This window comes from Capnocytophaga felis (assembly GCF_009684755.1).
In the GTDB taxonomy this organism is placed as follows: Bacteria; Bacteroidota; Bacteroidia; order Flavobacteriales; family Flavobacteriaceae; genus Capnocytophaga; species Capnocytophaga felis.
Genome location: NZ_BLBC01000005.1, coordinates 277,760 through 302,232, shown reverse-complemented (window position 1 = coordinate 302,232; position 24,473 = coordinate 277,760). Strand labels below are relative to the sequence as shown.

The following is a 24,473-nucleotide window of genomic DNA, read 5'->3' as shown; positions in this document are numbered from 1 at the left end:
GATTTTAAGTTTTTTAAATAGAAGTTGTTATGTCTCGAATTTTAGCGATAGATTATGGAAGTAAGCGTTGTGGAATTGCTGTAACAGACCCGTTGCGTATTATTGCCTCAGGGCTGACTACGGTTGCAACAACGGAATTGATTGTTTTTCTGAAAAAATACATCTCTGAAGAAAATGTAACAGAAATAGTTGTGGGGCAACCTAAACGAATGAATAATGAATCTTCTGATATTGAGATGGAAATTCAAAAAAAAATAGAACTTCTTGAGAAAGAATTTCCTGAAATAACAATCGTTCGTGAAGATGAACGATTTACTTCTAAAATGGCATTCCAATCGATGATTGATAGCGGATTGAAGAAAAAACAACGCCAAAATAAAGCCCTAATCGACGAAATTAGTGCAACTTTGATTTTACAAAATTATATGAGTAGAAAGTAGGTTGTCAGTTTTTTTATTATTTTTGCCAATTGTTTATAAAAAATGGTTACAATGAAAAACTTTGTAGAAGAACTTCGTTGGAGAGGAATGATTCAGGATATAATGCCTGAAACAGAGCAACATTTATTGGAAGGAATTCGTTCAGCGTATGTTGGGATTGACCCCACAGCCGATTCATTACATATTGGACATCTGGTGGGAGTGATGATTCTCAGGCATTTCCAAAACTGTGGGCATAAACCTTACGCTTTGGTTGGAGGAGCCACAGGAATGATAGGCGACCCTTCCGGAAAATCAGTTGAAAGAAACTTGCTCACAGAAGAAGTTTTGGCTCACAACATCGAAGGAATCAAAAAACAATTAGCTAAATTCTTGGATTTTGAAAGTAAAGAACCTAATAAAGCAGAGCTTGTGAATAATTACGATTGGATGAAAAATTTCTCATTTTTGTCCTTTATTCGTGATATTGGCAAACATATTACAGTGAATTATATGATGGCGAAGGATTCTGTGAAAAAACGTTTCGACCCGAATGAAAATACGGACGGAATGTCGTTTACTGAATTCTCATATCAATTGATTCAAGGTTATGACTTTTTGCATCTTTTCCGAGAGAAAAACTGCACGCTTCAAATGGGAGGTTCTGACCAATGGGGAAATATCACCACGGGAACTGAAATGATTCGCAGAATTGCAGGAGGGAAAGCTTTTGCAATGACTTGCCCGCTTATCACTAAAGCAGACGGAACAAAATTCGGGAAATCCGAAGGCGGAAATATTTGGCTCGACCCGAAGAAAACATCGCCGTATAAGTTTTATCAATATTGGATAAATACTTCCGATGAGGACGCTGAGCGATATATTAAAATCTTCACGATGCTTCCCAAAGAAGAAATTGAACGTTTGACAGCAGAACATAAACAAGCTCCTCATTTACGAGTGTTGCAAAGTAAGCTGGCTGAGGAAATTACAGTTTTGGTTCACGGAAAAGAAGAATTGGAAAAGGCAATTCAAGCATCGAAAATTTTGTTTGGAAATTCAACATCAGATGACTTGAAAAAATTGGATGAACAGACTTTTCTTGATGTTTTCGATGGAGTTCCTCAAGCTGAGCTTTCTCGTGCAGATATCGAAAAAGGATTGGATATGATAGCCATACTTTCTGCTAAAACTGAATTTATAAAAAGTAATTCCGAGGCTCGCAGGGCATTGAAAGAAAATTCAATTTCAGTAAATAAAGAAAAAGTATCGGAAGATTACACAGTTACAGAAAAAGATTTGATAAACAATCAGTTTGTTTTGCTTCAAAGAGGTAAGAAAAATTATTTTGTAGTCAGAATAACATAAATAAGAATAATAAAAGCCACGAATTGAAAATTCAGTTCGTGGTTTGTTTTTTTTAATAAATAAAAAAATAACACGATGTCAAACTCTTGGAAAACAGCGATTGTAGGAACATTAATCCATTTGTTTTTAGGCACAGTTTATGCTTGGAGTTTTTTTCAAGTTCCAATAATGGAAAACACAAACTGGAACAATACCGAGACCACAATGGCGTTTAGCTTAACAATTTTGACATTAGGAATTACGGCTTCTTGGGCAGGACGAAAATTGGGAGTTTATAAGCCACAGAAACTGACAATCGCAGGAGGAATTTTATTCGGATTGGGGTATATTTTAGCTTCGTATGCTTTGGAAAGTGTAAATTTATGGCTGTTTTATCTTTGTTTTGGACTGATAGGAGGATGTGGCTTGGGACTTGCGTATGTAACTCCGGTTGCTGTGGTTAGCCGATGGTTCAATAAAAATCAAGGGTTGGCAACAGGAATGGTGGTGATGGGTTTCGGATTGGGAGCTTTTATGATGTCCAAAATATTAGCTCCGCTTTTTTTTGAACTAACGGAACAAAATGTGGCTTTGAGTTTTCGATATTCAGGAATTTTGTTTTTAGCGGTGATTCCTTTATTGGGAATGTTTTTAAAGTTTCCTCCTCAAACTGAAGTGGTTTGTGCGGAGAAAGAAATTCCTGAGTCAGAAAGTTCGAGTAAAAAAACGATTCTGATATGGTTGATTTTTACATTGAACATTATCGTAGGAATGATTTTTTTATCTTTTCAATCACCTCTTCTTCAGGAGCTTATTCAAAAAGAAAGACAGGTTGATAAAGAATCTTTAATGCAAGCGGGGGCAACTTTAATTGCTGTAAGTGCATTTTTTAACGGAATTGGACGCCTTGTTTGGGCAAGTTTGTCGGATAAAATAGGGCGTATCAACACTTTCAGAATGCTCATCGGGTTTGAAATAGGATGTTTCATTTTGCTGATTTTTTCTCAGAATGTGATTTTGTTTTCCGAATTGGTTTGCTTAGTACTTCTCTGTTACGGAGGAGGTTTTGGGATATTACCTTCTCTTGTTAAAGATGAATTTGGAAAAGCCAAAATGGCTAAGATGTATGGAAAAATGCTGACGGGTTGGGGAGTTGGAGGTTTAGTGGGAACACTAACCACTGCTTTCTTGAAAGATACATTTAATGAAAATGCAGGCGTTTACGTGTTTGTAACGGGGCTTGCGGTTTCGGTTGTAGCTTTTTTGTTGAGTTTTTTGATAAAATCGAAAAGATAGATTAAAAATAAAAAACCCTCAAATTTTGAGGGTTTTTATTGTTACTTCTGTTAGTCTAATCTGACGAAATTACCATTTAAATCGAAAATCAAATCTCTTTTGAAGCCTACAAGCTCTACTTCATAGGAAGTAGCTTTCTTCTCAATGCTGTTGAAAGCGTATCTTGAGTAGTTTGCTTGTACATATCTTGTTATTGCAGCAGGAATGAATCCTGTTGGAATGGATTGTCTGTCAGGAGCATCAACATTAATCCAATTGCCATTTAAGTCAAAATCAATATCAACGCCATTAGCCAAGTCGTATTCTACTTTGTTAGATTCTACTTCAATTTTTTTCACAGCAATCGAAGGGAAATAAGTAGCTAAGAAATTATTAGCATTTGTTTGAACCACTTGAGGAACTGTTCCTATGATGGTTGTGTTTCCTATTCCAGCATTTCCATTTCCTCCGTTGTTATTGTTTGCTCCGATAGGCTGTCCGTTAGCATCGAAATGAACATCATTTTTGATTCCTACAAGCTCTACTTCATAACCTGTAACAGTTTTTTCAATCCCATTGATAGCATTGTTAGGATAAATTGTTTTTAAGTGATTAAGAATACTTTGAGGAATAAAAGCTGTGTTTGATAAAGCTTGTCCGTCGCGAGCATCAACATTAATCCAATTACCATTTAAGTCAAAATCAATATCAACGCCATTAGCCAAGTCATAATCTACTTTGTTAGATTCTACTTCAATTTTGATAACCGCAATCGAAGAGAAATAAGCAGCCAAGAAATTATTGGCATTTGTTTGAACCACTTGAGGAACAGTTCCTATAATGGTAGTGTTGCTTGTTCCGGTACTTCCGTTTCCTCCGTTGTTATTGTTTGCTCCGATAGGCTGTCCGTTAGCATCAAAATGGATATCATCTTTGATTCCTACAAGTTCCACCTCGTAACCTGTTCTTTTCTTCTCAATGCTGTTGATGGCATTGTTAGGATATGTTTTTGTTACGTGGGTAATGATGCTTTGAGGAATGAACTCCATTGAAGTAACTAAAGCAGATAAATTCTGTCCGTCACGTGCATCAACTTTAGTCCAATTTCCATTTGCATCAAAGTCAACTTCCACTCCGTTGGATAAATCAACAGAGTACGTTCCATTGCTCTCATTTTCTGTTCTGACAACATTAGCATTGCTGAAATATTTGCTAACGAATGACTGTGCCGTAGCTGGCAAGTTATTGTAAGGGATTACATCATCCTTGTCGCAAGAAAAAGCCATCAGAGACGTTGCAAGAGCAACAATAGCCAATTTTGAAAAAAGTTTTCTCATAATTATGTAAGATTTAATTTTTTTAATTTTAGTTTTCTATTATTTTTTAAGTCCGGTAAAATTTCCGTTTTTGTCAAAAGTTAGTTCTTGAGCCAAGCCTACAAGCTCTACTTCATAGCCGGTTACCGTTTTTTCAATACTATTGATGCCATTTTTTGGATAGTTTTGGGCTATGTATGAAGTGATTGCGTTGGGAATGAACGACGTGTCGGCAAGTGTTTGTCCATCAGCGGCACTTACGCTTGTCCAGTTTCCTTGTGCATCAAAATCAACCTCTGTTCCGTTTGTAAAACGAACGTCATAGCTTCCATCATTGTCTTTTACAGTCTGAGAAACTTTCAGCCCGGAAAAATGTTTGCTGATAAACGCTTGTCCTACGTTAGGAACGTCATTGATTCCTACTACTTTATCATCACTTCCACCGCAAGAAACCAAAAACGATACCAAGGCAAATATGTACAATATATTTTTTTTCATAACTTTCAAATGTTTAAGATTTAATCATCAATTCTTAAGAATTTTCCAGCACGGTTGAAATCTAAATCAAGTCCATTAGAAAGTTCTATCTCATATCCGTTTTTACGTTTTTTTATTTCTTTCACAAAAGTATTTGGGAAATTTTTCTGTACGTATTGAGCTATTCCAGCAGGGATAATTTTGGCAGGAATTTCATTTGTTCTTGATTTAACTTCTTCCCAATCTCCATTTGAGTAAAACTCCACTTCCGAACCATCATTGAAAATAACTGTGTATTCTTTTTTCGATAAATAATCAGCGTCCACCCAAACAGAAGCAATGTCTCCTTCTGAAAAATGTTCTTTAATAAAAGATTGTGCTTTTGCTGGTAATTGATTGAAGGATATGAATTTATCATTTTGTGCAGATGCAAAAGTTACGCTAAATAAAGCAACTAATAATGTCCCGATTTTTTTGAATGTTCTCATATAATAAAAATATTTATTTGTTTACAGAGGCAAAAGTATATCCGGATTTGGGAAAGATTTAGGAATGCAAATAAATGTAAGAAAAAAAAATAATTTTTTAAAAGATAAATGAAAAAAAGCACTTTTGAGAAAAAGTGCTTTTTTGTTCAGAAAGAGGAATTTTAGTTCGTAAATAACAACTCACGATATTTTGTTAGTGTCCAAAGCTCGTCATCTACCATTGTTTCCAATTTATCACAATGATAACGAATCTCATCAAAATAAGGTTTTACTTTATTACAATAAGCATTGGCTTTTTCCTCTGCGGTTGTTAGTTTGTTTGCCTGTTTTCGGGCTTCAATCATAGCATCTACTTTACTGTGAATCATTTTAATATGATTTGAAATGCGTTTGATTAGCTCTATTTGTTCATCGGCAACTCCTTGATAATCATTTCCGAAGATTTCCTTTAAGCCCTTCACGTTTTCAATAAGTGTATTTTGATATCTCACTGCGGTTGGAACTACGTGATTTCGAGCAATATCTCCTATTAAGCGACCTTCGATTTGAATGTTTTTTTTGTATTCTTCCAATTCAATTTCATAGCGAGCTTCAATCTCAACTCGGCTCATTACTTTCATTTCTTCAAACAGAGCGATGGCTTTTTCCGAAATATTGGCCTTCAGGGCTTCAGGAGTGGTTTTATTATTGCTTAATCCTCTTTCTGCGGCTTCTTTTTCCCAGGCTTCGCTGTATCCGTCGCCTTCAAAACGAATTTTTTTCGATTGTTTGATGTATTCACGCAACGCATTGAAAATCGCTTCGTCTTTTTTAAGTCCTTTATTTTCAATTAAATAATCTACTTCTTTTTTAAATTCGATAAGTTGTTTGGCAACAATTGTATTTATGACTGCCATTGGTTTTCCACAGTTTGCTTTGGAACCTACGGCACGAAATTCAAATTTATTTCCGGTAAAGGCAAATGATGACGTTCGGTTTCTGTCGGTATTATCCAAAAATAAATCAGGAATTTTTCCTACAACGTTGAGTTTTAGTTCTGTTTTTTCTTCTGGAGAAAGTTTTCCTTTAGAAACATCTTCCAATTCATCTAAAACTTTGGTTAGTTGTTCGCCAATAAAGACGGAAACAATAGCAGGAGGAGCTTCATTTGCTCCCAAACGATGGTCATTACTTGCCGAAGCCACTGAAGCTCTGAGTAATTCTTCATATTCACAAACGGCTTTTATCGTACAGATGAAAAAGGTCAAAAACTGTAAATTTTTCATTGGAGTTTTCCCTGGAGCGAGCAAATTTACGCCGGTATCAGTGGCTAATGACCAGTTATTGTGCTTACCTGAACCATTTACGCCGGCAAAAGGTTTTTCGTGGAAAAGAACTACAAAGTCGTGACGTTCAGCAACTTTGTTCATAACGTCCATCAATAATGAATTTTGGTCAACAGCTAAGTTGGCTTCTTCAAAGATGGGAGCCAATTCAAACTGATTGGGAGCAACTTCATTATGTCTTGTTTTTGCAGGGATTCCCAAAAGCAAGCATTCGTGCTCTAAATCACGCATATAGCTCAGTACGCGGTCAGGAATTGAACCGAAATAATGGTCGTCCAGTTGTTGCCCTTTGGCAGCTTGTTGTCCTAAAAGTGTACGTCCGGCAAGTACGAGGTCGGGGCGTGTATTTGCTAAGGCTTTATCTACTAAAAAGTATTCCTGCTCCCAACCCAAAGTAGGAGTTACTTTCGTTACATTTTTATCGAAATATTTAGCTACTTCTGTTGCGGCTTGGTCAATGGCAGTCATTGCTTTTAGTAGAGGAGTTTTATTGTCGAGAGCTTCTCCTGTGTATGAAATGAAAATCGTTGGAATACAAAGAGTTGTTCCATAAACGAAAGGCGGAGAAGTTGGGTCCCAAGCAGTATAACCACGAGCTTCAAAAGTGTTTCGGATTCCTCCATTCGGGAAACTTGATGCGTCCGATTCTTGCTGAACCAATTGCCCGCCACCAAATTTTTCAATGGCTTTGTCTCTTCCTACAGGTTCAAAAAAAGCATCGTGTTTTTCAGCAGTTGTTCCTGTTAATGGTTGAAACCAATGTGTGTAATGTGTTGCTCCTTTTGAAATTGCCCAATCACGCATTGCAGCAGCTACTTGGTCAGCCACTTTGCGATCAATTTTTATTCCGTAATGAATTGAGTTCATCACGCTTTCAAAGGCTTCACTGGTCATATACCTACGCATAGCCTCTTCGTTGAACACATTTTTTCCGAAAAGTTCGGAACGTTTTCCTTTTTCTGTTATTACTACTGGTTTTCTTGAACCGACTTCTTTTAAAGCATTAAATCTTAAATTAGGCATAAGTGTGTGTTTTTATAGGGGCAAATGTAAAAATAATATAATAAATTGCAATGAATGCCCTGTGAAAAAGATGGGGTTGAATTGAAAATTTATGGTTTTGTTCACAATTGCACTGTAAAATGGATTTCCTTATTAAAAATTTTTAGTGCATATATAAATGTAAAAGGTGTTTTCTTTACTGCAAAAGAACATAGCATTATGATATATTTTTTGCCTTTGTAAAATATTGTTGTACTTTTGTGATTCAAAACAAATAAAATATAGGCAATATGTTGCAACTTACTTTTGTTAGAGAAAATAAAGAAAAGGTTTTAAGCGGACTTAAAAAACGAAATTTCAAAGATTTACATATCATTGATGAAGTTGTTGAGTTGGATGAGAAGCGAAGGGCTACACAGGCTGAATTGGATAGTGTTTTGGCAGAATCTAACGTCATTTCTAAAGAAATTGGAGAGTTGTTTAAATCAGGGAAAGCATCTGAGGCTAATGCTTTGAAAGAGAAAACAGCAGAGTTAAAAAGTAAATCAAAAAATCTATCCGATTTATTAGCTGAAATTTCGGAGAATTTAAACGGATTGCTATATCGTATCCCGAATATTCCTAATGATTTAGTTCCTTTTGGGACATCCGAAACGGATAATGAGGTAGTTTTTGAAGCCGGTGAAGTTCCAAATTTGAGCGAAAATGCTTTGCCTCATTGGGAGTTAGCCAAAAAATATGACATCATTGATTTTGAGTTAGGAGTGAAAATTACCGGTGCCGGATTTCCGGTATATAAAGGAAAAGGAGCTAAGTTGCAACGTGCTTTAATCACTTATTTTTTAGATAAAAATACAGAAGCAGGCTATCAAGAATTTCAAGTGCCACACGTTGTGAATGAAGCTTCAGGTTTTGGAACCGGGCAACTTCCTGATAAAGAGGGGCAAATGTATCACGTAGGGTTAGACGATTTATATCTGATACCCACTGCCGAAGTACCTGTAACTAACTTTTTCAGAGATACGCTACTTTCAGAAAGTGATTTCCCGATTTGTTGTACGGCGTACACACCTTGTTTCCGCAGAGAAGCAGGCAGTTATGGAGCTCACGTACGCGGGTTAAATCGTTTGCATCAGTTTGATAAAGTGGAAATTGTGCGTGTGGAACACCCTGATAATTCGTATAAAGCACTGGATACGATGGTAGAACACGTAAAATCCATTTTGAACGAACTAAAATTACCATATCGTATTTTACGGCTTTGCGGAGGTGATTTAGGTTTTACTTCGGCATTGACCTATGATTTTGAAGTTTATTCTACGGCTCAACAAAAGTGGTTGGAAATCAGTTCGGTATCTAACTTTGAGACTTATCAAGCTAATCGATTAAAATTGCGTTACAAAGATGCCGACGGAAAAAATAAACTGGCTCATACCCTTAACGGAAGTTCATTGGCGTTGCCTCGCGTTTTAGCCGGAATTTTGGAAAATTATCAAACCGAAGATGCTATCGTAATTCCGGAAGTGTTGCGTAAGTACACCGGATTTGATAAAATAGAACTTAAAAAATAGCATTAATTTTTCATTGGTGGGAAAGCCTGAAGTTGATTTAAAAAAGTCAATTTCAGGTTTTTAATTTTTGTTCGATTCAAAAAAAGTTATTTAAAAACATTTCATAAAGTATTTTTTATTAAATTCGCACTCTTAAAATAATCTCGATTCTTTGAAAAAAGGGAGATTGTTCAATTACAGTGAATTAGAAGTTAGAAGAAAATGAAATTTAAAGAGTACAAAAACTTGGATTTATCCAAAGTGGCGGAAGAAATTTTAGCCTTTTGGAAGGAAGAAAATATATTTGAAAAAAGCATCAAAACGCGTGAGGGTGAGGAGTCTTTTGTGTTTTTTGAAGGACCGCCGTCAGCCAATGGGCTTCCGGGTATTCACCACGTGATGGCACGTGCCATTAAGGATATTTTCTGTCGTTATAAAACTCAAAAAGGATTTCTGGTAAACCGAAAAGCAGGCTGGGACACGCACGGACTTCCTGTGGAGCTTGGCGTGGAAAAAGAATTGGGCATCACCAAAGAAGATATCGGGAAGAAAATTTCGGTGGAAGACTACAACAAGGCTTGTAAAGAAGCCGTAATGCGTTATACCAACATTTGGAACGACCTTACCGAAAAAATGGGCTATTGGGTAGATATGGAAAATCCGTATATTACCTACAAATCCAAATATATGGAGTCGGTGTGGTGGCTTCTCAAACAGATTTACGACCAAGGACTTCTGTACAAAGGCTACACCATTCAGCCTTATTCCCCAAAAGCGGGGACGGGACTTTCATCGCACGAACTCAATCAGCCAGGGTGCTACCGTGATGTTTCCGATACTACGATTGTGGCTCAATTCCGTGTGAAAACTTTTTCATATCAGCTTGTAAATCAATTCAAAGATTTAGGTAGAAATGTGTTTGTGTTGGCTTGGACGACAACTCCTTGGACACTTCCGTCAAATACGGCTTTGGCTGTGGGTAAAAACATTGATTATGTGTTGGTTAAAACTTTTAATCAATACACTTACGAGCCGATTTATGTGATTTTAGCAAAAGATTTAGTATCAAAACAATTCGGAAGCAAATTTGCCGAAGGCGAAAATTCTGAAATATTTAACCGAATCGAGCAAAAATACAACGAAATCCCTGATAGAGAAGACGCTCTGGATATTATCAATGTGGCGATTGTGCAAACCAGCGAAATGAAACACGCCAAAATTCCGTATCAAATCATAGCCGAATTTAAAGGCTCGGATTTGGAAGGAACTACCTACGAGCAACTGATTCCGTGGTTTTTACCTGCTGAAAATCCTGAAAATGCGTTCCGCGTGATTACAGGCGACTTCGTAACCACCGAAGACGGAACCGGAATTGTACATATCGCTCCTACTTTTGGTGCTGATGACGCTCGTGTGGCAAAAGAAAACGGAATCCCGCCAATGCTCATCAAAGATGAAAATGATAACCTTGTGCCATTGGTAGATTTGCAAGGGAAATTCGTAAAGGGTGAAAATGTTCCTGAAATTTTCGGCGGAAAATATATCAAAAACGAATATTATGATAATCCTAATGAAGCTCCCGAAAAAAATTGGGATGTGGAATTGGTGATTCTGTTAAAAACTGAAAATAAGGCATTTAAGGTTGAAAAATACGTCCACAGCTATCCGCATTGTTGGCGTACTGATAAGCCCGTGTTGTACTATCCGCTTGATTCGTGGTTTATCAAAATTACCGATGTAAAAGACCGCCTTTTTGAGCTGAATAAAAACATCAATTGGAAACCGAAAGCCACCGGCGAAGGGCGTTTCGGAAATTGGTTACAGAATGCCAACGATTGGAATTTGTCGCGTTCCCGTTATTGGGGAATTCCGCTTCCGATTTGGCGTACCGAAGACAAAAAAGAAGAAATTATCATTGGTTCTGTGGAAGAGTTAAAGGCTGAAATTCAGAAGTCTATCGCCGCAGGATTGATGAGCGAAGATACGTTTGCCGATTTTCAAGTAGGAAATATGTCCGATGAAAATTACGAGAAAATTGACCTGCATAAAAATGTAGTAGATAAAATCGTTTTGGTTTCAGCTTCGGGCAAACCGATGAAACGTGAAAGTGATTTGATTGACGTTTGGTTCGATTCGGGAGCGATGCCGTACGCACAATGGCACTATCCGTTCGAAAACAAAGAAATGGTGGAAAATACTTGGAAAACAGCCGATTTCATTGCCGAAGGAGTTGATCAAACACGCGGTTGGTTCTATACTTTACACGCCATTGCTGGATTGGTTTTCGATGGAATTTCATACAAAAATGTGGTTTCCAACGGATTAGTATTAGATAAAAACGGACAAAAAATGTCCAAACGTTTAGGAAATGCCATCGATCCGTTCACCACTTTGGAAGAATACGGAGCCGATGCCACTCGCTGGTATATGATTTCCAATGCCAATCCGTGGGATAACTTAAAATTTGATTTAGAAGGAGTTGCCGAAGTGAGACGTAAATTCTTCGGAACGCTTTACAATACATACTCGTTCTTTGCTTTGTATGCCAACACGGACGGATTTACTCACCAAGAAGATGAAATTCCGTTGGCGGAACGTCCTGAAATTGACCGCTGGATTCTGTCAGAATTACACACGCTTATCCAAAAAGTTGATGAAGCGTTTGCCGAGTATGAGCCTACGCGTGCCACTCGTTTGATTTCGGATTTCGTGCAAGAGCATTTGAGCAATTGGTACGTACGTTTGTCGCGTCGTCGTTTTTGGAAAGGCGAATACGAGGCGGACAAGATTTCGGCATATCAAACGCTGTACGCTTGCCTTGTGAATGTTGCCAAATTGATGGCTCCCGTAGCTCCGTTCTATGCTGATAAATTGTACAGAGATTTGATGGCAGGAACTGGGTGGGAATCCGTTGAAAGTGTGCATCTTACCGAATTTCCGAAAGCTAATACATTGCTTATCAACAAGGAGTTGGAAAGCAAAATGGAAAAGGCTCAAAACATTTCGTCATTGGTGCTTTCACTTCGTAAAAAGGAAATGATAAAGGTGCGTCAGCCGTTGCAAAAAATAATGATTCCGATTATGAGTGAAGTGGAAAAAGCCGAAATTGAGGCAGTTGCCGACCTTATCAAATCGGAAGTAAACGTAAAAGAAATCGAGCTTTTGGAAGATGCATCAGGCGTTTTGGTGAAGCAAATTAAGCCGAATTTCAAAACCTTAGGTCCTCGTTATGGTAAGGATATGAAATTGGTTGTTGCTGCCATTCAGCAGTTTACGCAAGAAGATATTCAAACCATTGAAAAAAATGGTGAAATTATTGTGAAATTAGCAGAAAAAGACGTACCTTTAAGCATTGAAGATGTCGAAATCACAACGCAAGACATTGAAGGTTGGCTGGTGGCAAGTTCCGGAGGTTTGTTGGTGGCATTGGATATTCACATCACGGATGAACTTAAAAAAGAGGGAATTGCTCGTGAGTTGGTAAACCGAATTCAAAATATCCGTAAGGACAGCGGTTTTGAAATTACGGATAAAATCAATATTCGTTTGCAAAGTGATAAAGCCTTGGAAGAAGCCGTTTCGGCGAATTTGCAATATATTAAAAATGAAACGCTTACCAATGAACTTTTCTTTGTGGAAAACCTTTCAAGCGAACTGATTGAATTTGATGGTGTTACAACGAAAATTATAGTGGAGAAGGCGTAAAATGAGTGTAGGGTAAGTTTTCTTTTAAAAATCAATTTGATTGTATTTTTAAATTTAAACAAAAAATTATTGAAAGACTTGAAAATTGGGAATTTGTTGATTACCAAAAAACACTTTTAGATTTGGTGTTTGGTAGTTTTTTGACCGGAGTGTTGTTGGGGCTTTTGTTTATGCGAAATCGGTACATTTTCTGATTTTTTTGATTCCAGCGGTTTTGATTTGGAGTATTATTTTTCTGAAATTGGGAAAACATATCAAAAATGTTTAACGACACAAAAAGAAATAATTATGGAAGAAAACGTTAGAGTTCGATATTCCGATAAGGAATTAGAGGAGTTTAAGGCTCTTATCGAAGAAAAAATTAAAAAAGCTCAAGCAGATTTGGAACTTCTCAAAAGTGCATATATGAATAGTGCAACAAATGGGACAGAAGATACTTCGCCTACTTTTAAGGCTTTTGAGGAAGGTTCAAAAGTGACAAGTAAAGAAGAAAACACAACTTTGGCAATCCGTCAAGAGAAGTTTATTCGTGACTTGAAAAACGCACTCATCCGAATAGAGAATAAAACTTATGGAGTTTGCAGAGTAACAGGTAAATTGATTGATAAACGACGTTTGCTTGCTGTTCCTCATACTACTTTGAGCATTGAAGCAAAAAACTTACAATAATTTCAAAGAAAAGTCAGATAGAATTGAGTTATTTCTCAGTTTTATCTGACTTATTTGCAAAAAATTAATCCTCGATTTCTACCAAAATGGGGCAGTGGTCGCTGTGTTTTGCTTCAGGAAGAATCAAAGCACGTTGCAGTCGGTTTTCGAGAGGTTGTGCTACTAAGTTGTAATCAATACGCCACCCTTTGTTATTGTTTCGGGCATTGGCTCGATAGCTCCACCACGAGTAATTGTGAGGTTCTTTGTTGAAATGACGAAAGCTGTCAATGAATCCACTTTTCATAAAATTGTCCAGCCATTCACGTTCTACGGGCAGAAAACCAGAAACATTCGCATTTCTTATAGGATCGTGAATATCAATGGCTTTATGACATATGTTGTAATCTCCGCATATGATTAAATTTGGGTATGATTTCTTTAATGAATCAATATACTTTTGAAAATCAGCCATAAAGGTTAGCTTGAAATCTAATCGGTCAATATTTGTTCCTGATGGTAAGTAAAGGCTCATCACGGAAACTGTTTCAAAATCGGCACGGAGTATGCGTCCTTCAATATCCATATAATTAATGCCGCTTCCTATCTCAACGTGATTGGGTTTAATTTTTGATAGTATTGCAACTCCGCTATATCCTTTTTTTTCAGCACTATGCCAGTATTGATATTTATAGCCCAACTCTTCAAAGGCTGTTTTTTCAATTTGTGATTCTAAAGCTTTGATTTCTTGTAAGCAAAGTACATCAGGATTGGCACTTTTTAACCACTCTATGAGTCCTTTGGTCATTGCGGCACGTACACCATTTACATTGTAAGATATGATTTTCATCAGAGATTTGTTTTTGATAATTATTTTTGGGGAGGCAAATGTAATATATTTTAATTAATAAGATATGATGCTTATGAAAAATAAAAAAGGAAGGTCAATGCCTTCCTTCTCTATTTTTTGTGTTTTTTCTTAGTAGAACAAACTAAGACTTTCTTTTATCTCAGCCGAATTTTTAAGAGCATTCAAAACTTCTTCTGAAGCACGCCCTAATTTCAGTCCTTCTAATGTTTTTACGTATGAGTTATAGCTATCAATAGCAGGAGCTTTTGCGGTAGAAGTTACCTCAATTACGTACACTCCATTTTCTCCTTCAATTGGTTTTGAAATCTGACCTTGTTTCAAAGCGAAAGCCGTACCTACAACTTTTGGCTCGCGTCCTTCACCGATGATTGTAGGGTTGTTCATTGATAATCCCGTAGCTGTTTTCACTTCACCTTTGTTTGCAGAAGCGATGGCATCCAATGAACTTCCTTTAGCTTTTCCTGCAAGGATTTCAGCTTTTTTCTGACGGATTAAGATTGGTTTTACAAAAGGAGCAGCGTCCTGAACTGAGCTAATTCCTTTTTCGCCTTTTTTGGTAAGTTGAGCAACAATGTAGTTTCCTCCTGATGTAAATTTACGAATATCACCAACTTTGCTCTCTTTCTGGAAGACCCATTGCACAATGGCACGATTATTTCCCAAACCGATGATATATTCATCATTTTGTTTAAGATTATCCGCACGAAGTACAGATAAATCCGATTTTTTTGCAACTTCTCCAAAGTTTTTAGCATCAGCCAAAGCGTCGATTTCAAATTTTGAAACCTTTGAGAATAACTCATTTAATGTAGCTTCCGAAGGCTCAATTTTGCGTGTGATGGTTGCAATTTGAACGGCATCGGTTTTTTCTGTAATTTTTACAATATGAACGCCAAAGTCTGTTTCAACTATGCCGATATGCCCTGTTGGATTTGAGAAAACAAATTCTTCAAAAGGCTTAACCATTCTTCCTTTCGTGAAGAATCCTAAATCACCACTACTATAAGCAGCTCCGGGCTCTTCGGAATTTTCTCTTGCTAATGCAGCAAAATCAGCATTGGGAGCTTGTGCAAGGGCTAATATTTCTTTGGCCTTAGCTTGTGCTTCCTCTTTGGTGCGAGTAACGTTCTGATTTGCAGCTTGGCTTCCTGTGTAAGGAATCAAAATATGACTTGCTTTTACAGCTCCGTTAGTTTCTTTGGCAAGCATACGTGATAGTTTTAGGCTACCTCCGTCTTCATATGGTCCGAAAACTTTTCCTACAGGAAGTGTAAACAGAGTGTCGGCATAGCCAATAGGCAATTGATTTTTTGTTACAAACAAAGAATCATAAGGAGTATCAGAATGCTTATCTACAAACTCACGAATATTAATTGTTTTTGCAAAACCTGCAATTGTGTCATTTGAATTGGTTTGGCTGTTGAAAACAATTTCAGGAGAAAGTAGTTTATTTAAAGTCTCTTTACTTTCTTGAATATCAGCCTCTGAAGCTTTTTCGTTTACAACGATGTATTGGATGTTGCGGAAAGCTTCTTGCTTGAATTGTTTTTCGTGTTTGTTGATGTATGATTTTATTTCACTGTCGCTTACGGTAATTGTGCTGTCAGGAATTGAGCTATATTGCAGGGCAACAAACTTGATGTCAGTTTTATCTTGCTCTTGATGGTAAGCAATTTCTGCTTCGGCATTAGTAACTCCTAATCCTCCACGAATCAGACTAAAGTACATTTGTTGTTTTGCTCCTTCAATAAGAGCTTCTTCCTGCATTTTCCATTGTTGATAAGCTTGCGGATTGCTTGCTTTCAGGGTAGCTAAGTAGCTGATGAATTTTGAGGGGTCAAAAACACCAAACTCATTTGCAAATTCTTGATTTTGAGCTAATGGGCTTTTTGATAGAATTGAAATGATTTGGTCTTTTTCAACACTCAAACCTAATTTTTCAAATTGTTGTTTTAAAAGAATGTTACGAACGTTCTGTTCCCAAACATATTTCGCGGCTTCAATGGTGCTTGCTTGTCCGTTTGAATTTTGAATAGTAGCTTCTACTTGGTAGCGGAAAGCATCAATGGAAACATCTTCTCCGTTAACGGTTCCTACTTCTGTAGGGTGCGAATTGCTGAACCTTCCCGAACCAATGAAGTCAGAAATTACAAAAGCAAATAATGCCAACCCGATAATTACGATGAGGAATACTGTACGGTTTCTAATTTTTTCAAGAACTGCCATCTTTCGTTATCTAATTTTTAGTATTGTTAATTTAGTCGGCGAAAGTAATACTTTCTGAGCAATAATAAAAATATCTTTTAAAGATTTTTTAAAAAAGGATTTTCTTAACTTCCTTGACTAAAGTGAAATTCGTTTGTTTTAAGAGTAGGATTAGCCGAATTATAACCTTTGTTTAGTTACAAAATGCTACTTAAAGCGAAGTTTCGATTTTAAATTTTAAATAATTCCTAAAAAGCAAAGCTAACAAAGGTGTTTTATAAGTCGTTTTTTATATATTTGCCTTTTTAAATTCTAATTTTTTTATGAAAAGATTTACAGTTATTGTTTTTATTTTAGTAGGATTTGGCATAGTTCAGGCTCAAAATGCAAGTGTTGAAAAAGATCTTATAGGTGTTCAAGCCGGGTTATTCGGAGCAAATGTTTACAATGAACATAAGCTTTCTGATGCGGTCGCTTTGCGTTCGCAATTGAGCTTACACGGAGGTTTTTGGACAGGAACAATGTATGAAAAGACAGGCTTTTTGCTAATTCCTGCTGCTTCACTTGAAGGTAAATGGTATTACGGATTAAATCGTCGTGTGAAAAAAGGAAAAAACATCAAAAATAATAGCGGAAACTATTTTTCACTTCGTGCTGAATATTTCCCTAATTGGTTTATCATCTCCAATTATAATGATTTATCCAATGATTATAACTCTATTAGCATAATGCCCACTTTCGGTATTCGTCGTAGCTTTGCCAGAAATTTCAATTATGAATTTAACGTTGGATATGGATATTCGCAAACACTCGGGAAAAATCCCAATAGCAAAGGAGGTGCTTTTTCATTGAGTTTCAAAATAGGATATGATTTCTTTAAACGATAAAATAAAACTAAAAAATATAAAATATGAATAAAAAACAACATTCTAAAGTTTGGAATGAAATTAAGGCTAACGACTCTTGGTCGATGTTTAAGATAATGGGTGATTTTGTAAAAGGTTATGAAAAGCTAAGTGAAATAGGTCCGTGTGTGTCAATTTTTGGCTCGGCACGTACCAAACCCGATAGCAAATATTATAATCTGGCTGTGGAAATTTCAGAAAAAATCGTGGAATCGGGCTTTGGTGTAATTACAGGAGGCGGACCCGGTATTATGGAAGCCGGAAATAAAGGAGCCCGTCAGGGGAATGGTTCGTCAGTTGGGCTGAATATCGATTTGCCTTTCGAGCAACACGATAATCCGTATATTGACAGAGATAAAAATTTAAACTTCGATTACTTTTTTGCTCGTAAAGTAATGTTTGTCAAATATTCACAGGCGTTTGTTGTGATGCCTGGTGGGTTTGGAACGATGGACGAGCTTTTTGAAGCCATCACACTTATCCAAACGCAAAAGATTGATAAATTCCCAATTATTTTGGTGGGAAGTGAATTCTGGCAAGGATTAATTGATTGGTGCCAAAAAACACTTTTAGAGGAATTCCAAAACATTTCTCCTGAGGATATGTTCCTTTTCAAAATTGTTGATACGGCAGATGAAGTTATTGATATTATCGAAAAATTCTATTTGAAATACAATTTAAGACCTAATTTTTAGTAAATTCTATGAAATCAAAATTACCAATTTCAGCAATTGTAGGCACAGTCTCTGTGGTGGTTATCATTATTGTAGTGATGATGTTTGGTTTGCCAATCTATAACGTATGGCAACAAGAAATGGCAGGAAAAGCCGAAATGGCAAAAGCCGAACAAAACCGAAAAATTCTTATCGAAGAAGCCAAAGCTCGATTGGAAGCCGAAAAACTTAACGCTCAAGCCGAAATTGAGAGAGCAAGAGGTATGGCAGAGGCAATGAAAATCGAAAACGGAACGCTTAACTCGGTGTATAATCAGTATTTATTTATCCGAACGCTCGAAAAATTGGCAGACAAAGGCAATCTTCCGCAGATAATTTATATGCCTTCGGAAGGATTAGTTCCCGTGATGGAAGTCTCTAAAAACAAAACAGAATAAGGCATCAATCGGGTAAAATAATGTCGTAACTAAATAGTCAAACCTCTGCTTGCGTTGTTTGGAGTGGTAACTATTTAGTCATAATTACCTAAGGATTGCAGAAAAATGCAATCATTTAGTTAAAGGTTTCTTCAGAAAGAAGATGTAAATAACTTTTTAGTCGTTAGCTTCTGCAAGGTGAAGCTGTTAATGACTAAAAAATCAGGAGGTGATGTAAAAAGTATGATGTCTTAAAAAAGAAATTTTTTTGTCAGGCTGAGCGAAGTCGAAGCCTTATCATTACAGGGTTTCGACTTCGCTCAGCCTGACAATCAGAATTACCATCAGAACTACCATCATACTTTTTACAACACCACCAAAAATCATAAGTCGAATTACTCAAAATTTATATACAATGAAACGATTATTAACAATAGTACGTGTTTCCGAATTGGCAGATATAGCTCATCGTTTGGTAGGGCTTTTTCATCAGGAAAATGATTTACAAACAGATGCTTTTTTGAAAAATCTGTTTACGAAAATTGATACACAGGCTACGGCACTTTCGGTGGCTATCAAAAAAGAAGTTGCCGTTTCCAAATTGGAAGAAGCGGACAATCTGCGTGACGAAACGATTATGAATTTAAGTAACATATTGCTGGGGTATCGCTCGATGCGTTCGCCTGAAATCCGTGAAAATGCCGAAAAACTATATGCTGTTTTTGAGCGTTATGGGACGAAAATCACACGTGAAAACTATTCGAGTGAATCGGCACATATCGAATCGCTTTTACGAGATTTTTCCGCTGCCGAATTGCAGGAAGCTATCGGAAAACTTTTGGGAGTATCCGATACGATAGAGGAGCTTCGCACCCGTCAAACGGCTTTTCATACCGAGCGAATGGCGTACGAAAAATCCCTTTCCGAACAAGAATTCGACGAGTCGGCAACAGCACTGAAAAAACCTTTATTGGGGCTTATCAATGCAAAATTGATTAGTTATCTGGCTGCTTTACAGGAAGAAAGTACTTACGCTAACTTCGCAAAGGTGGTTTCACAAGTAATTGATGATGCCAATGTAACCATCAATCGGCGAGGGAAAAAGTAGCTTTTTGTACTTAATTACAGGTATGGGTAACCTGTTCATACTGAAAAATATAAAAAATAAATCAATGACGATACAAATGATGAAATACGTAAAACTTTTACTTTTACTCTGCTCGGTTTCGCTTTACGGGCAACAGGGCGGAATGTGGATTCCTTCGCTTTTGGAAGGAATGAACGAAAAAGAAATGCAATCGTTGGGAATGAAAATGTCGGCTGCCGATATTTACAGCGTCAATCATTCCTCTTTGAAAGATGCCGTACCGCACTTTGACGGGGGTTGTACTTCCGAAGTCATTTCTCCAAAAGGATTGCTCCTTACCAATCATCACTGCGGATATGGCGAAATTCAGTCGCATTCCTCTGTGGAAAACGATTATTTGGCTCACGGCTTTTGGGCAAAAACGCTGGAAGAAGAGTTGCCTAATCCTGGTGTAACTGCAACGTTTATCGTTCGTATTGAGGACGTTACTTCTGCCGTATTAAAAAGCACAGAAGGTGTTGCAGCTGAGGACGAAAAAGCCAAAATCATTGAAAAAAACATTGCTGAGTTGGTGAAAAATTCACCCAAAGAAGCGTGGCAGGAAAACCGCGTACGAGCTTTTTACAACGGAAACCAATATATTTTGTTCGTGGTGGAAAACTTCAAAGATGTGCGTTTGGTGGGAACTCCGCCGTCTTCCATCGGAAAATTTGGCTCAGATACAGATAATTGGGTATGGCCACGACATACGGGAGACTTTGCTCTTTTCCGCATCTATGCCGACAAAAATAATCGTCCTGCCGAGTATTCCAAAGACAACGTACCTTACACGCCCAAGCATTATTTCCCAATTTCGTTAGACGGAATTTCGCAAGACGACTTTACGATGGTTTTCGGATATCCGGGGCGTACGCAAGAATACCTTCCGGCGGTTGCCGTACAGCAAATCGTTGAGGTTTTGAATCCTGCTAAAATCGGGATTCGTGATGTGGTACTAAAAGTACAGGACGGATATATGCGTAAAGACCAAGCCATTAAGATTAAATATGCTTCCAAATACGCCCGCGTGGCAAACTATTGGAAAAAATGGATTGGCGAAAGTCAGGGACTGAAAAAATCCGATGCAGTGGCATTAAAGCAAAAGCAGGAAGAGCGTTTCAAAAGCAACGTTCAAAAGGGTGGAAAACAAGCAGAATACGGGCATTTGCTTTCGGACTTTTCTAAAAAATATAAAGAAGTTGAGCCGTACGCTTTAGCGAATGATTTATTCAGTGAATTTATGTTGCGAAACATTGATTTGCTTACCAACGGCTATCGCATTTGGCAATTACAAAACATTCTGCAAAGTCGTGGCGAGCAATCTTTTAATGACAGAAAGAAAAACTTGCAATCAACCTTCAAAGGCGTATTCAAAGATTATGAAAAAGCCGTGGATAAAGATGTGTTTGAAAAAGCCGTGGTGTTCTATGCTGAAAATATGCCGAAACAATTTCTGACAGAAAATTTGCAAAACTTCAACGCAAAAACGCTGGCGGAAAATCTTTATGAAAATTCATTATTAGCTACCGAAGCGGGCGTGGAAAAACTACTGGCAGCTTCACCCGAAACGTTTGCCGAACTTATTAAAAACGATGTAGGTATGCAGTTTGTTTCCGAGTTGATAAATAGTTTTGCTAAAGAGGTTGCTCCAACCTATGGGCGTTTGAATGCGGATATTGAGGCTTTGCAACGTACGTATATGAAAGCCATTTTAGAGTTTTCAAAACCTGAGGATAGAATTTTCCCTGATGCAAATAGTACATTGCGTGTTACTTACGGAAAAGTAAAAGGGTACGCTCCTGCCGATGCCGTGTATTACAGCCCTGTAACCTATTTGGAAGGCGTGATGGAAAAATACGTTCCTGGCGACTACGAATTTGACGTTCCGCAGAAATTACGTGACTTGTATGAGAAGAAAGATTTTGGAGCTTACGCTGACAAAAACGGCAAAATGCCTGTTTGTTTCATTGCTACGAACCACACCACAGGCGGAAATTCGGGAAGCCCTGCCATCGATGCACACGGAAACCTTATCGGTTTAAACTTCGACCGCGTGTGGGAAGGCACAATGAGCGATATTCATTACGACCCTGAAATCTGTCGTAATATTATGGTGGATATTCGCTACGTATTGTTCATCATTGACAAATACGCCGGAGCCAAACGCCTCATTGATGAGATGAAGCTCGTCCATCCGAAGAAAAATGCGTCTTCATCCAAAAAATCAAAAAGAAAACGCAGGTAAAATATAAATACGTTTTACATCAGGAGGCGTTCGCATTAATCAATGCGAACGCCCTCGTTGTTTAACAGAGGCACTCGCACATAAGGAAACAATTCTCTAAATTTCAAACATCTAAAAGTTAATGAGAAGTTAAATTACTTTGATTGTCAGATAAAATATCCGTATTTTTGTAGGTGAGGAATTAATCTTTTCACAAATACTTTGAGCCTATGAAACAGCACCAATTATCTTTTGAAGACATACTTACTTAGAGTATCTTTTAACTGAATCACACATTAAATCCTTCATAATAAAAGCAGGTTCAGGTTATTTCTTCTATAATCTAAAACTTCACAAATATGAAAAAAATATTTTTTTATTTATGCATCTCATTATTCACCTTAATAGGTTGTAATAATAAGGAAGAAACCCCTACTAAGCAGAAAGATAAAGAAGCTACAAAGGAAAGAATTCGTAACATCTTAATTAGCAATGGTGTTGATGAAAGTAGCATACATTTCTTCGATGCTACGGAGGCAGACAAAAAGAACGCTATTGTTATATCTTCTCTTGAAGAATTTGAACAAATGATGAAAGAGGGTAGAAAGCGGGATTCTATTTCAAGAAAAGAATACAACGAATTTTTAAAGAGAAGAAAAGCAGACTCCATCAATAGGAATAATCAAAAAAAATCTCAATAATAAAGGATTAGAAAAAGAAATTCTGCTTCTTTGATAGATTTTTTGAAATATATTACATTCGATATTACAACGAGAGTTCTCAAATTAACTAATGTGATAACTCTCGTTTCTCGTTAAAAACACTTGTCCAAAAAGTAATAAATTGTAACTTTGCAGAGTTTTATTTATTATCGAAAAATATATCACAAATTATGAAACTTAATAAATATATCGACCACACACTTTTGAAAGCTACGGCTACTGTTTCCGAAATTGAAAACCTTTGTGCAGAAGCCGTGAAGTATGATTTTTTTTCCGTTTGTGTAAATAGCGGATATGTGTCTTACGCAAAAGAATTTCTGAAAGGAACAGAAATAAAGGTATGTAGTGTTGTCGGTTTTCCGCTTGGGGCAATGAGTACGGCTGCAAAAGTGTTTGAAACTGAACGAGCTATTGCCGATGGAGCTGACGAAATTGATATGGTAATCAATGTAGGTTGGTTGCAATCGGGCGAGGTTGAGAAAGTGCGTGAGGAAATAGCTCTTATTAAAAAAGCTTGTGGGAATAAAGTGTTGAAAGTCATTTTAGAAACTTGTTATTTGACTGACGATGAAAAACGTTTGGCTTGTGAGCTTTCAGTAAAAGCAGGTGCTGATTTTGTAAAAACTTCCACCGGATTTGGCTCAGGCGGAGCAACTATTTCCGATGTCCAACTTATGAAAGAAGCTGTAAATGGGAATGCAAAAATAAAAGCTTCCGGTGGCGTTCGTGATTTTCAAACTGCAAAACAATACATTGATTTGGGAGTAGAACGCATTGGGACTTCTAACGGAATTGCCATTGTAACAGGAGGAAAAGGTGAGGGATATTAATCTGATATTGTTATAAATATGATAATTTGGAAAATTGTTTTATGATGTCCGAATTATCATATTCTTGTTTTTTAATGATAAAATAGGGATGAATACAGTAGATGTCATATTGCTGATTTTTTTAGGATTTGGCTTAATTCGAGGTCTTTGGAGAGGAGTGATTGTTGAGCTGGCTTCACTGCTTGCTATCATTTTGGGCATCTATGGGGCAATTCACTTTTCGTTTTACATAGCCGGAATTTTGAATCAATATTTTTCGTTGGATAAATCTACAACAGAAGCCCTTTCGTTTGCCTTTACATTGATATTGATTATGTTAGCTGTGATGCTATTGGCTAAATTCCTTACCACGCTGGCAGAATCGGTATCTTTGGGATTTTTAAATCGACTTGCAGGAGGAATTTTCGGAGTTTTAAAGATAGCCGTTATTGCAGGGACATTGTTTTTGGTTCTTGAGAAAACGTGGCAAATAACAAAGTGGATACCGGAAGAAACACTTCTAAATTCAAAGCTATATGAGCCTATAAAAGCTATAGGGAATCTTTTCTATGCAAATGTTTTCTAAAAAATATGTAAATATATTGATGAGTTTTGTTAAAAATGGTGAAAATGAATTTTTGTGAAGTTATATTTAACAATATCTTTTGATATATACTGAGTGAATTGTATATCTTTGCGACGATTTTTTATTAGAAATAAAGTGATTGTCTTAAAAAAATGACGTAGAGGAACAACTTTGTTAATGAAAGTTTAATGACGAAAAGGAAAAGAGGCAAGTTTATTATACATTGAAAAGAAAAACAAACAGATTTTTGGGAAAGTAATGTTGTAAGGGAGGAGAATCAGATGAACTTTTGGGACAAAATCGCCAAAACCGAGAATCAAAATTATTGTCTTTAATTTACTACTGTGAGCAGTTCTGCAAAAAGTGATTGTGTATCACAAAAA

General features: G+C 36.9%; 20 protein-coding genes. 14 read left to right on the top strand and 6 right to left on the bottom strand.

Annotated features, from left to right (window positions below; translation table 11 throughout):
- Positions 1-29 precede the first annotated feature (29 nt).
- The 3 genes from ruvX to GN105_RS02590 all read left to right on the top strand — a co-directional run bounded on the left by ruvX (position 30) and on the right by GN105_RS02590 (position 3,062).
- Positions 30-440, top strand: a complete 411-nt coding sequence (gene ruvX / locus GN105_RS02600) for a Holliday junction resolvase RuvX (protein ID WP_155283886.1) — start codon at positions 30-32, stop codon at positions 438-440.
- Between the two features lie 51 nt (positions 441-491).
- On the top strand, positions 492-1,787 hold the full coding sequence (gene tyrS / locus GN105_RS02595) for a tyrosine--tRNA ligase (protein WP_155283885.1): 1,296 nt from the start codon (positions 492-494) through the stop codon (positions 1,785-1,787).
- Positions 1,788-1,862: 75 nt separating this feature from the next.
- The gene (locus GN105_RS02590; RefSeq protein ID WP_155283884.1) at positions 1,863-3,062 is read left to right on the top strand and encodes an OFA family MFS transporter; all 1,200 of its coding nucleotides are present in this window, start codon (positions 1,863-1,865) and stop codon (positions 3,060-3,062) included.
- Between the two features lie 50 nt (positions 3,063-3,112).
- On the opposite strand, the gene GN105_RS02585 is transcribed toward GN105_RS02590, so the two are convergent.
- The 4 genes from GN105_RS02585 to GN105_RS02570 form a co-directional block, all read right to left on the bottom strand.
- Positions 3,113-4,378: a PepSY-like domain-containing protein gene (locus GN105_RS02585; protein ID WP_155283883.1), complete on the bottom strand. Its 1,266-nt coding sequence runs from the start codon at positions 4,376-4,378 to the stop codon at positions 3,113-3,115.
- A 39-nt stretch (positions 4,379-4,417) separates the two neighbouring features.
- Positions 4,418-4,855: a PepSY-like domain-containing protein gene (locus tag GN105_RS02580; RefSeq protein ID WP_155283882.1), complete on the bottom strand. Its 438-nt coding sequence runs from the start codon at positions 4,853-4,855 to the stop codon at positions 4,418-4,420.
- A 20-nt stretch (positions 4,856-4,875) separates the two neighbouring features.
- On the bottom strand, positions 4,876-5,322 hold the full coding sequence (locus tag GN105_RS02575) for a PepSY-like domain-containing protein (RefSeq protein ID WP_155283881.1): 447 nt from the start codon (positions 5,320-5,322) through the stop codon (positions 4,876-4,878).
- Positions 5,323-5,483: 161 nt separating this feature from the next.
- On the bottom strand, positions 5,484-7,670 hold the full coding sequence (locus GN105_RS02570; RefSeq protein ID WP_155283880.1) for a glutamine synthetase III family protein: 2,187 nt from the start codon (positions 7,668-7,670) through the stop codon (positions 5,484-5,486).
- 269 nt (positions 7,671-7,939) lie between these two features.
- Here GN105_RS02570 and serS point away from each other — a divergent pair, with 269 nt between their 5' ends.
- From serS to GN105_RS02555, 3 genes are all read left to right on the top strand, one after another.
- The gene (gene serS, locus GN105_RS02565; protein ID WP_155283879.1) at positions 7,940-9,220 is read left to right on the top strand and encodes a serine--tRNA ligase; all 1,281 of its coding nucleotides are present in this window, start codon (positions 7,940-7,942) and stop codon (positions 9,218-9,220) included.
- 201 nt (positions 9,221-9,421) lie between these two features.
- Positions 9,422-12,904 (top strand): isoleucine--tRNA ligase, encoded by a 3,483-nt coding sequence (gene ileS / locus GN105_RS02560; RefSeq protein ID WP_155283878.1) that lies wholly within the window; start codon positions 9,422-9,424, stop codon positions 12,902-12,904.
- Positions 12,905-13,192: 288 nt separating this feature from the next.
- Positions 13,193-13,573, top strand: a complete 381-nt coding sequence (locus tag GN105_RS02555; protein WP_095897107.1) for a TraR/DksA family transcriptional regulator — start codon at positions 13,193-13,195, stop codon at positions 13,571-13,573.
- Positions 13,574-13,637: 64 nt separating this feature from the next.
- Here the strand turns inward: GN105_RS02555 and GN105_RS02550 are convergent, their stop codons facing one another.
- Positions 13,638-14,402, bottom strand: coding sequence for an exodeoxyribonuclease III (locus GN105_RS02550; RefSeq protein ID WP_155283877.1), 765 nt, complete (start codon positions 14,400-14,402; stop codon positions 13,638-13,640).
- A gap of 129 nt (positions 14,403-14,531) precedes the next feature.
- On the bottom strand, positions 14,532-16,649 hold the full coding sequence (locus GN105_RS02545; protein WP_155283876.1) for a peptidylprolyl isomerase: 2,118 nt from the start codon (positions 16,647-16,649) through the stop codon (positions 14,532-14,534).
- A gap of 302 nt (positions 16,650-16,951) precedes the next feature.
- Here GN105_RS02545 and GN105_RS02540 point away from each other — a divergent pair, with 302 nt between their 5' ends.
- From GN105_RS02540 to GN105_RS02505, 8 genes are all read left to right on the top strand, one after another.
- Positions 16,952-17,515: a hypothetical protein gene (locus GN105_RS02540; RefSeq protein ID WP_155283875.1), complete on the top strand. Its 564-nt coding sequence runs from the start codon at positions 16,952-16,954 to the stop codon at positions 17,513-17,515.
- A 23-nt stretch (positions 17,516-17,538) separates the two neighbouring features.
- The gene (locus tag GN105_RS02535; RefSeq protein ID WP_155283874.1) at positions 17,539-18,228 is read left to right on the top strand and encodes an LOG family protein; all 690 of its coding nucleotides are present in this window, start codon (positions 17,539-17,541) and stop codon (positions 18,226-18,228) included.
- A gap of 8 nt (positions 18,229-18,236) precedes the next feature.
- The gene (locus tag GN105_RS02530; protein WP_155283873.1) at positions 18,237-18,644 is read left to right on the top strand and encodes a hypothetical protein; all 408 of its coding nucleotides are present in this window, start codon (positions 18,237-18,239) and stop codon (positions 18,642-18,644) included.
- A gap of 394 nt (positions 18,645-19,038) precedes the next feature.
- Positions 19,039-19,731 (top strand): DUF6261 family protein, encoded by a 693-nt coding sequence (locus GN105_RS02525; protein ID WP_155283872.1) that lies wholly within the window; start codon positions 19,039-19,041, stop codon positions 19,729-19,731.
- 79 nt (positions 19,732-19,810) lie between these two features.
- Positions 19,811-21,994, top strand: coding sequence for a S46 family peptidase (locus tag GN105_RS02520; protein ID WP_373279390.1), 2,184 nt, complete (start codon positions 19,811-19,813; stop codon positions 21,992-21,994).
- A 338-nt stretch (positions 21,995-22,332) separates the two neighbouring features.
- On the top strand, positions 22,333-22,674 hold the full coding sequence (locus GN105_RS02515) for a hypothetical protein (protein WP_155283870.1): 342 nt from the start codon (positions 22,333-22,335) through the stop codon (positions 22,672-22,674).
- Positions 22,675-22,865: 191 nt separating this feature from the next.
- Positions 22,866-23,525: a deoxyribose-phosphate aldolase gene (gene deoC, locus GN105_RS02510; protein ID WP_155283869.1), complete on the top strand. Its 660-nt coding sequence runs from the start codon at positions 22,866-22,868 to the stop codon at positions 23,523-23,525.
- 88 nt (positions 23,526-23,613) lie between these two features.
- Positions 23,614-24,090: a CvpA family protein gene (locus tag GN105_RS02505; RefSeq protein ID WP_155283868.1), complete on the top strand. Its 477-nt coding sequence runs from the start codon at positions 23,614-23,616 to the stop codon at positions 24,088-24,090.
- Positions 24,091-24,473 lie beyond the last annotated feature (383 nt).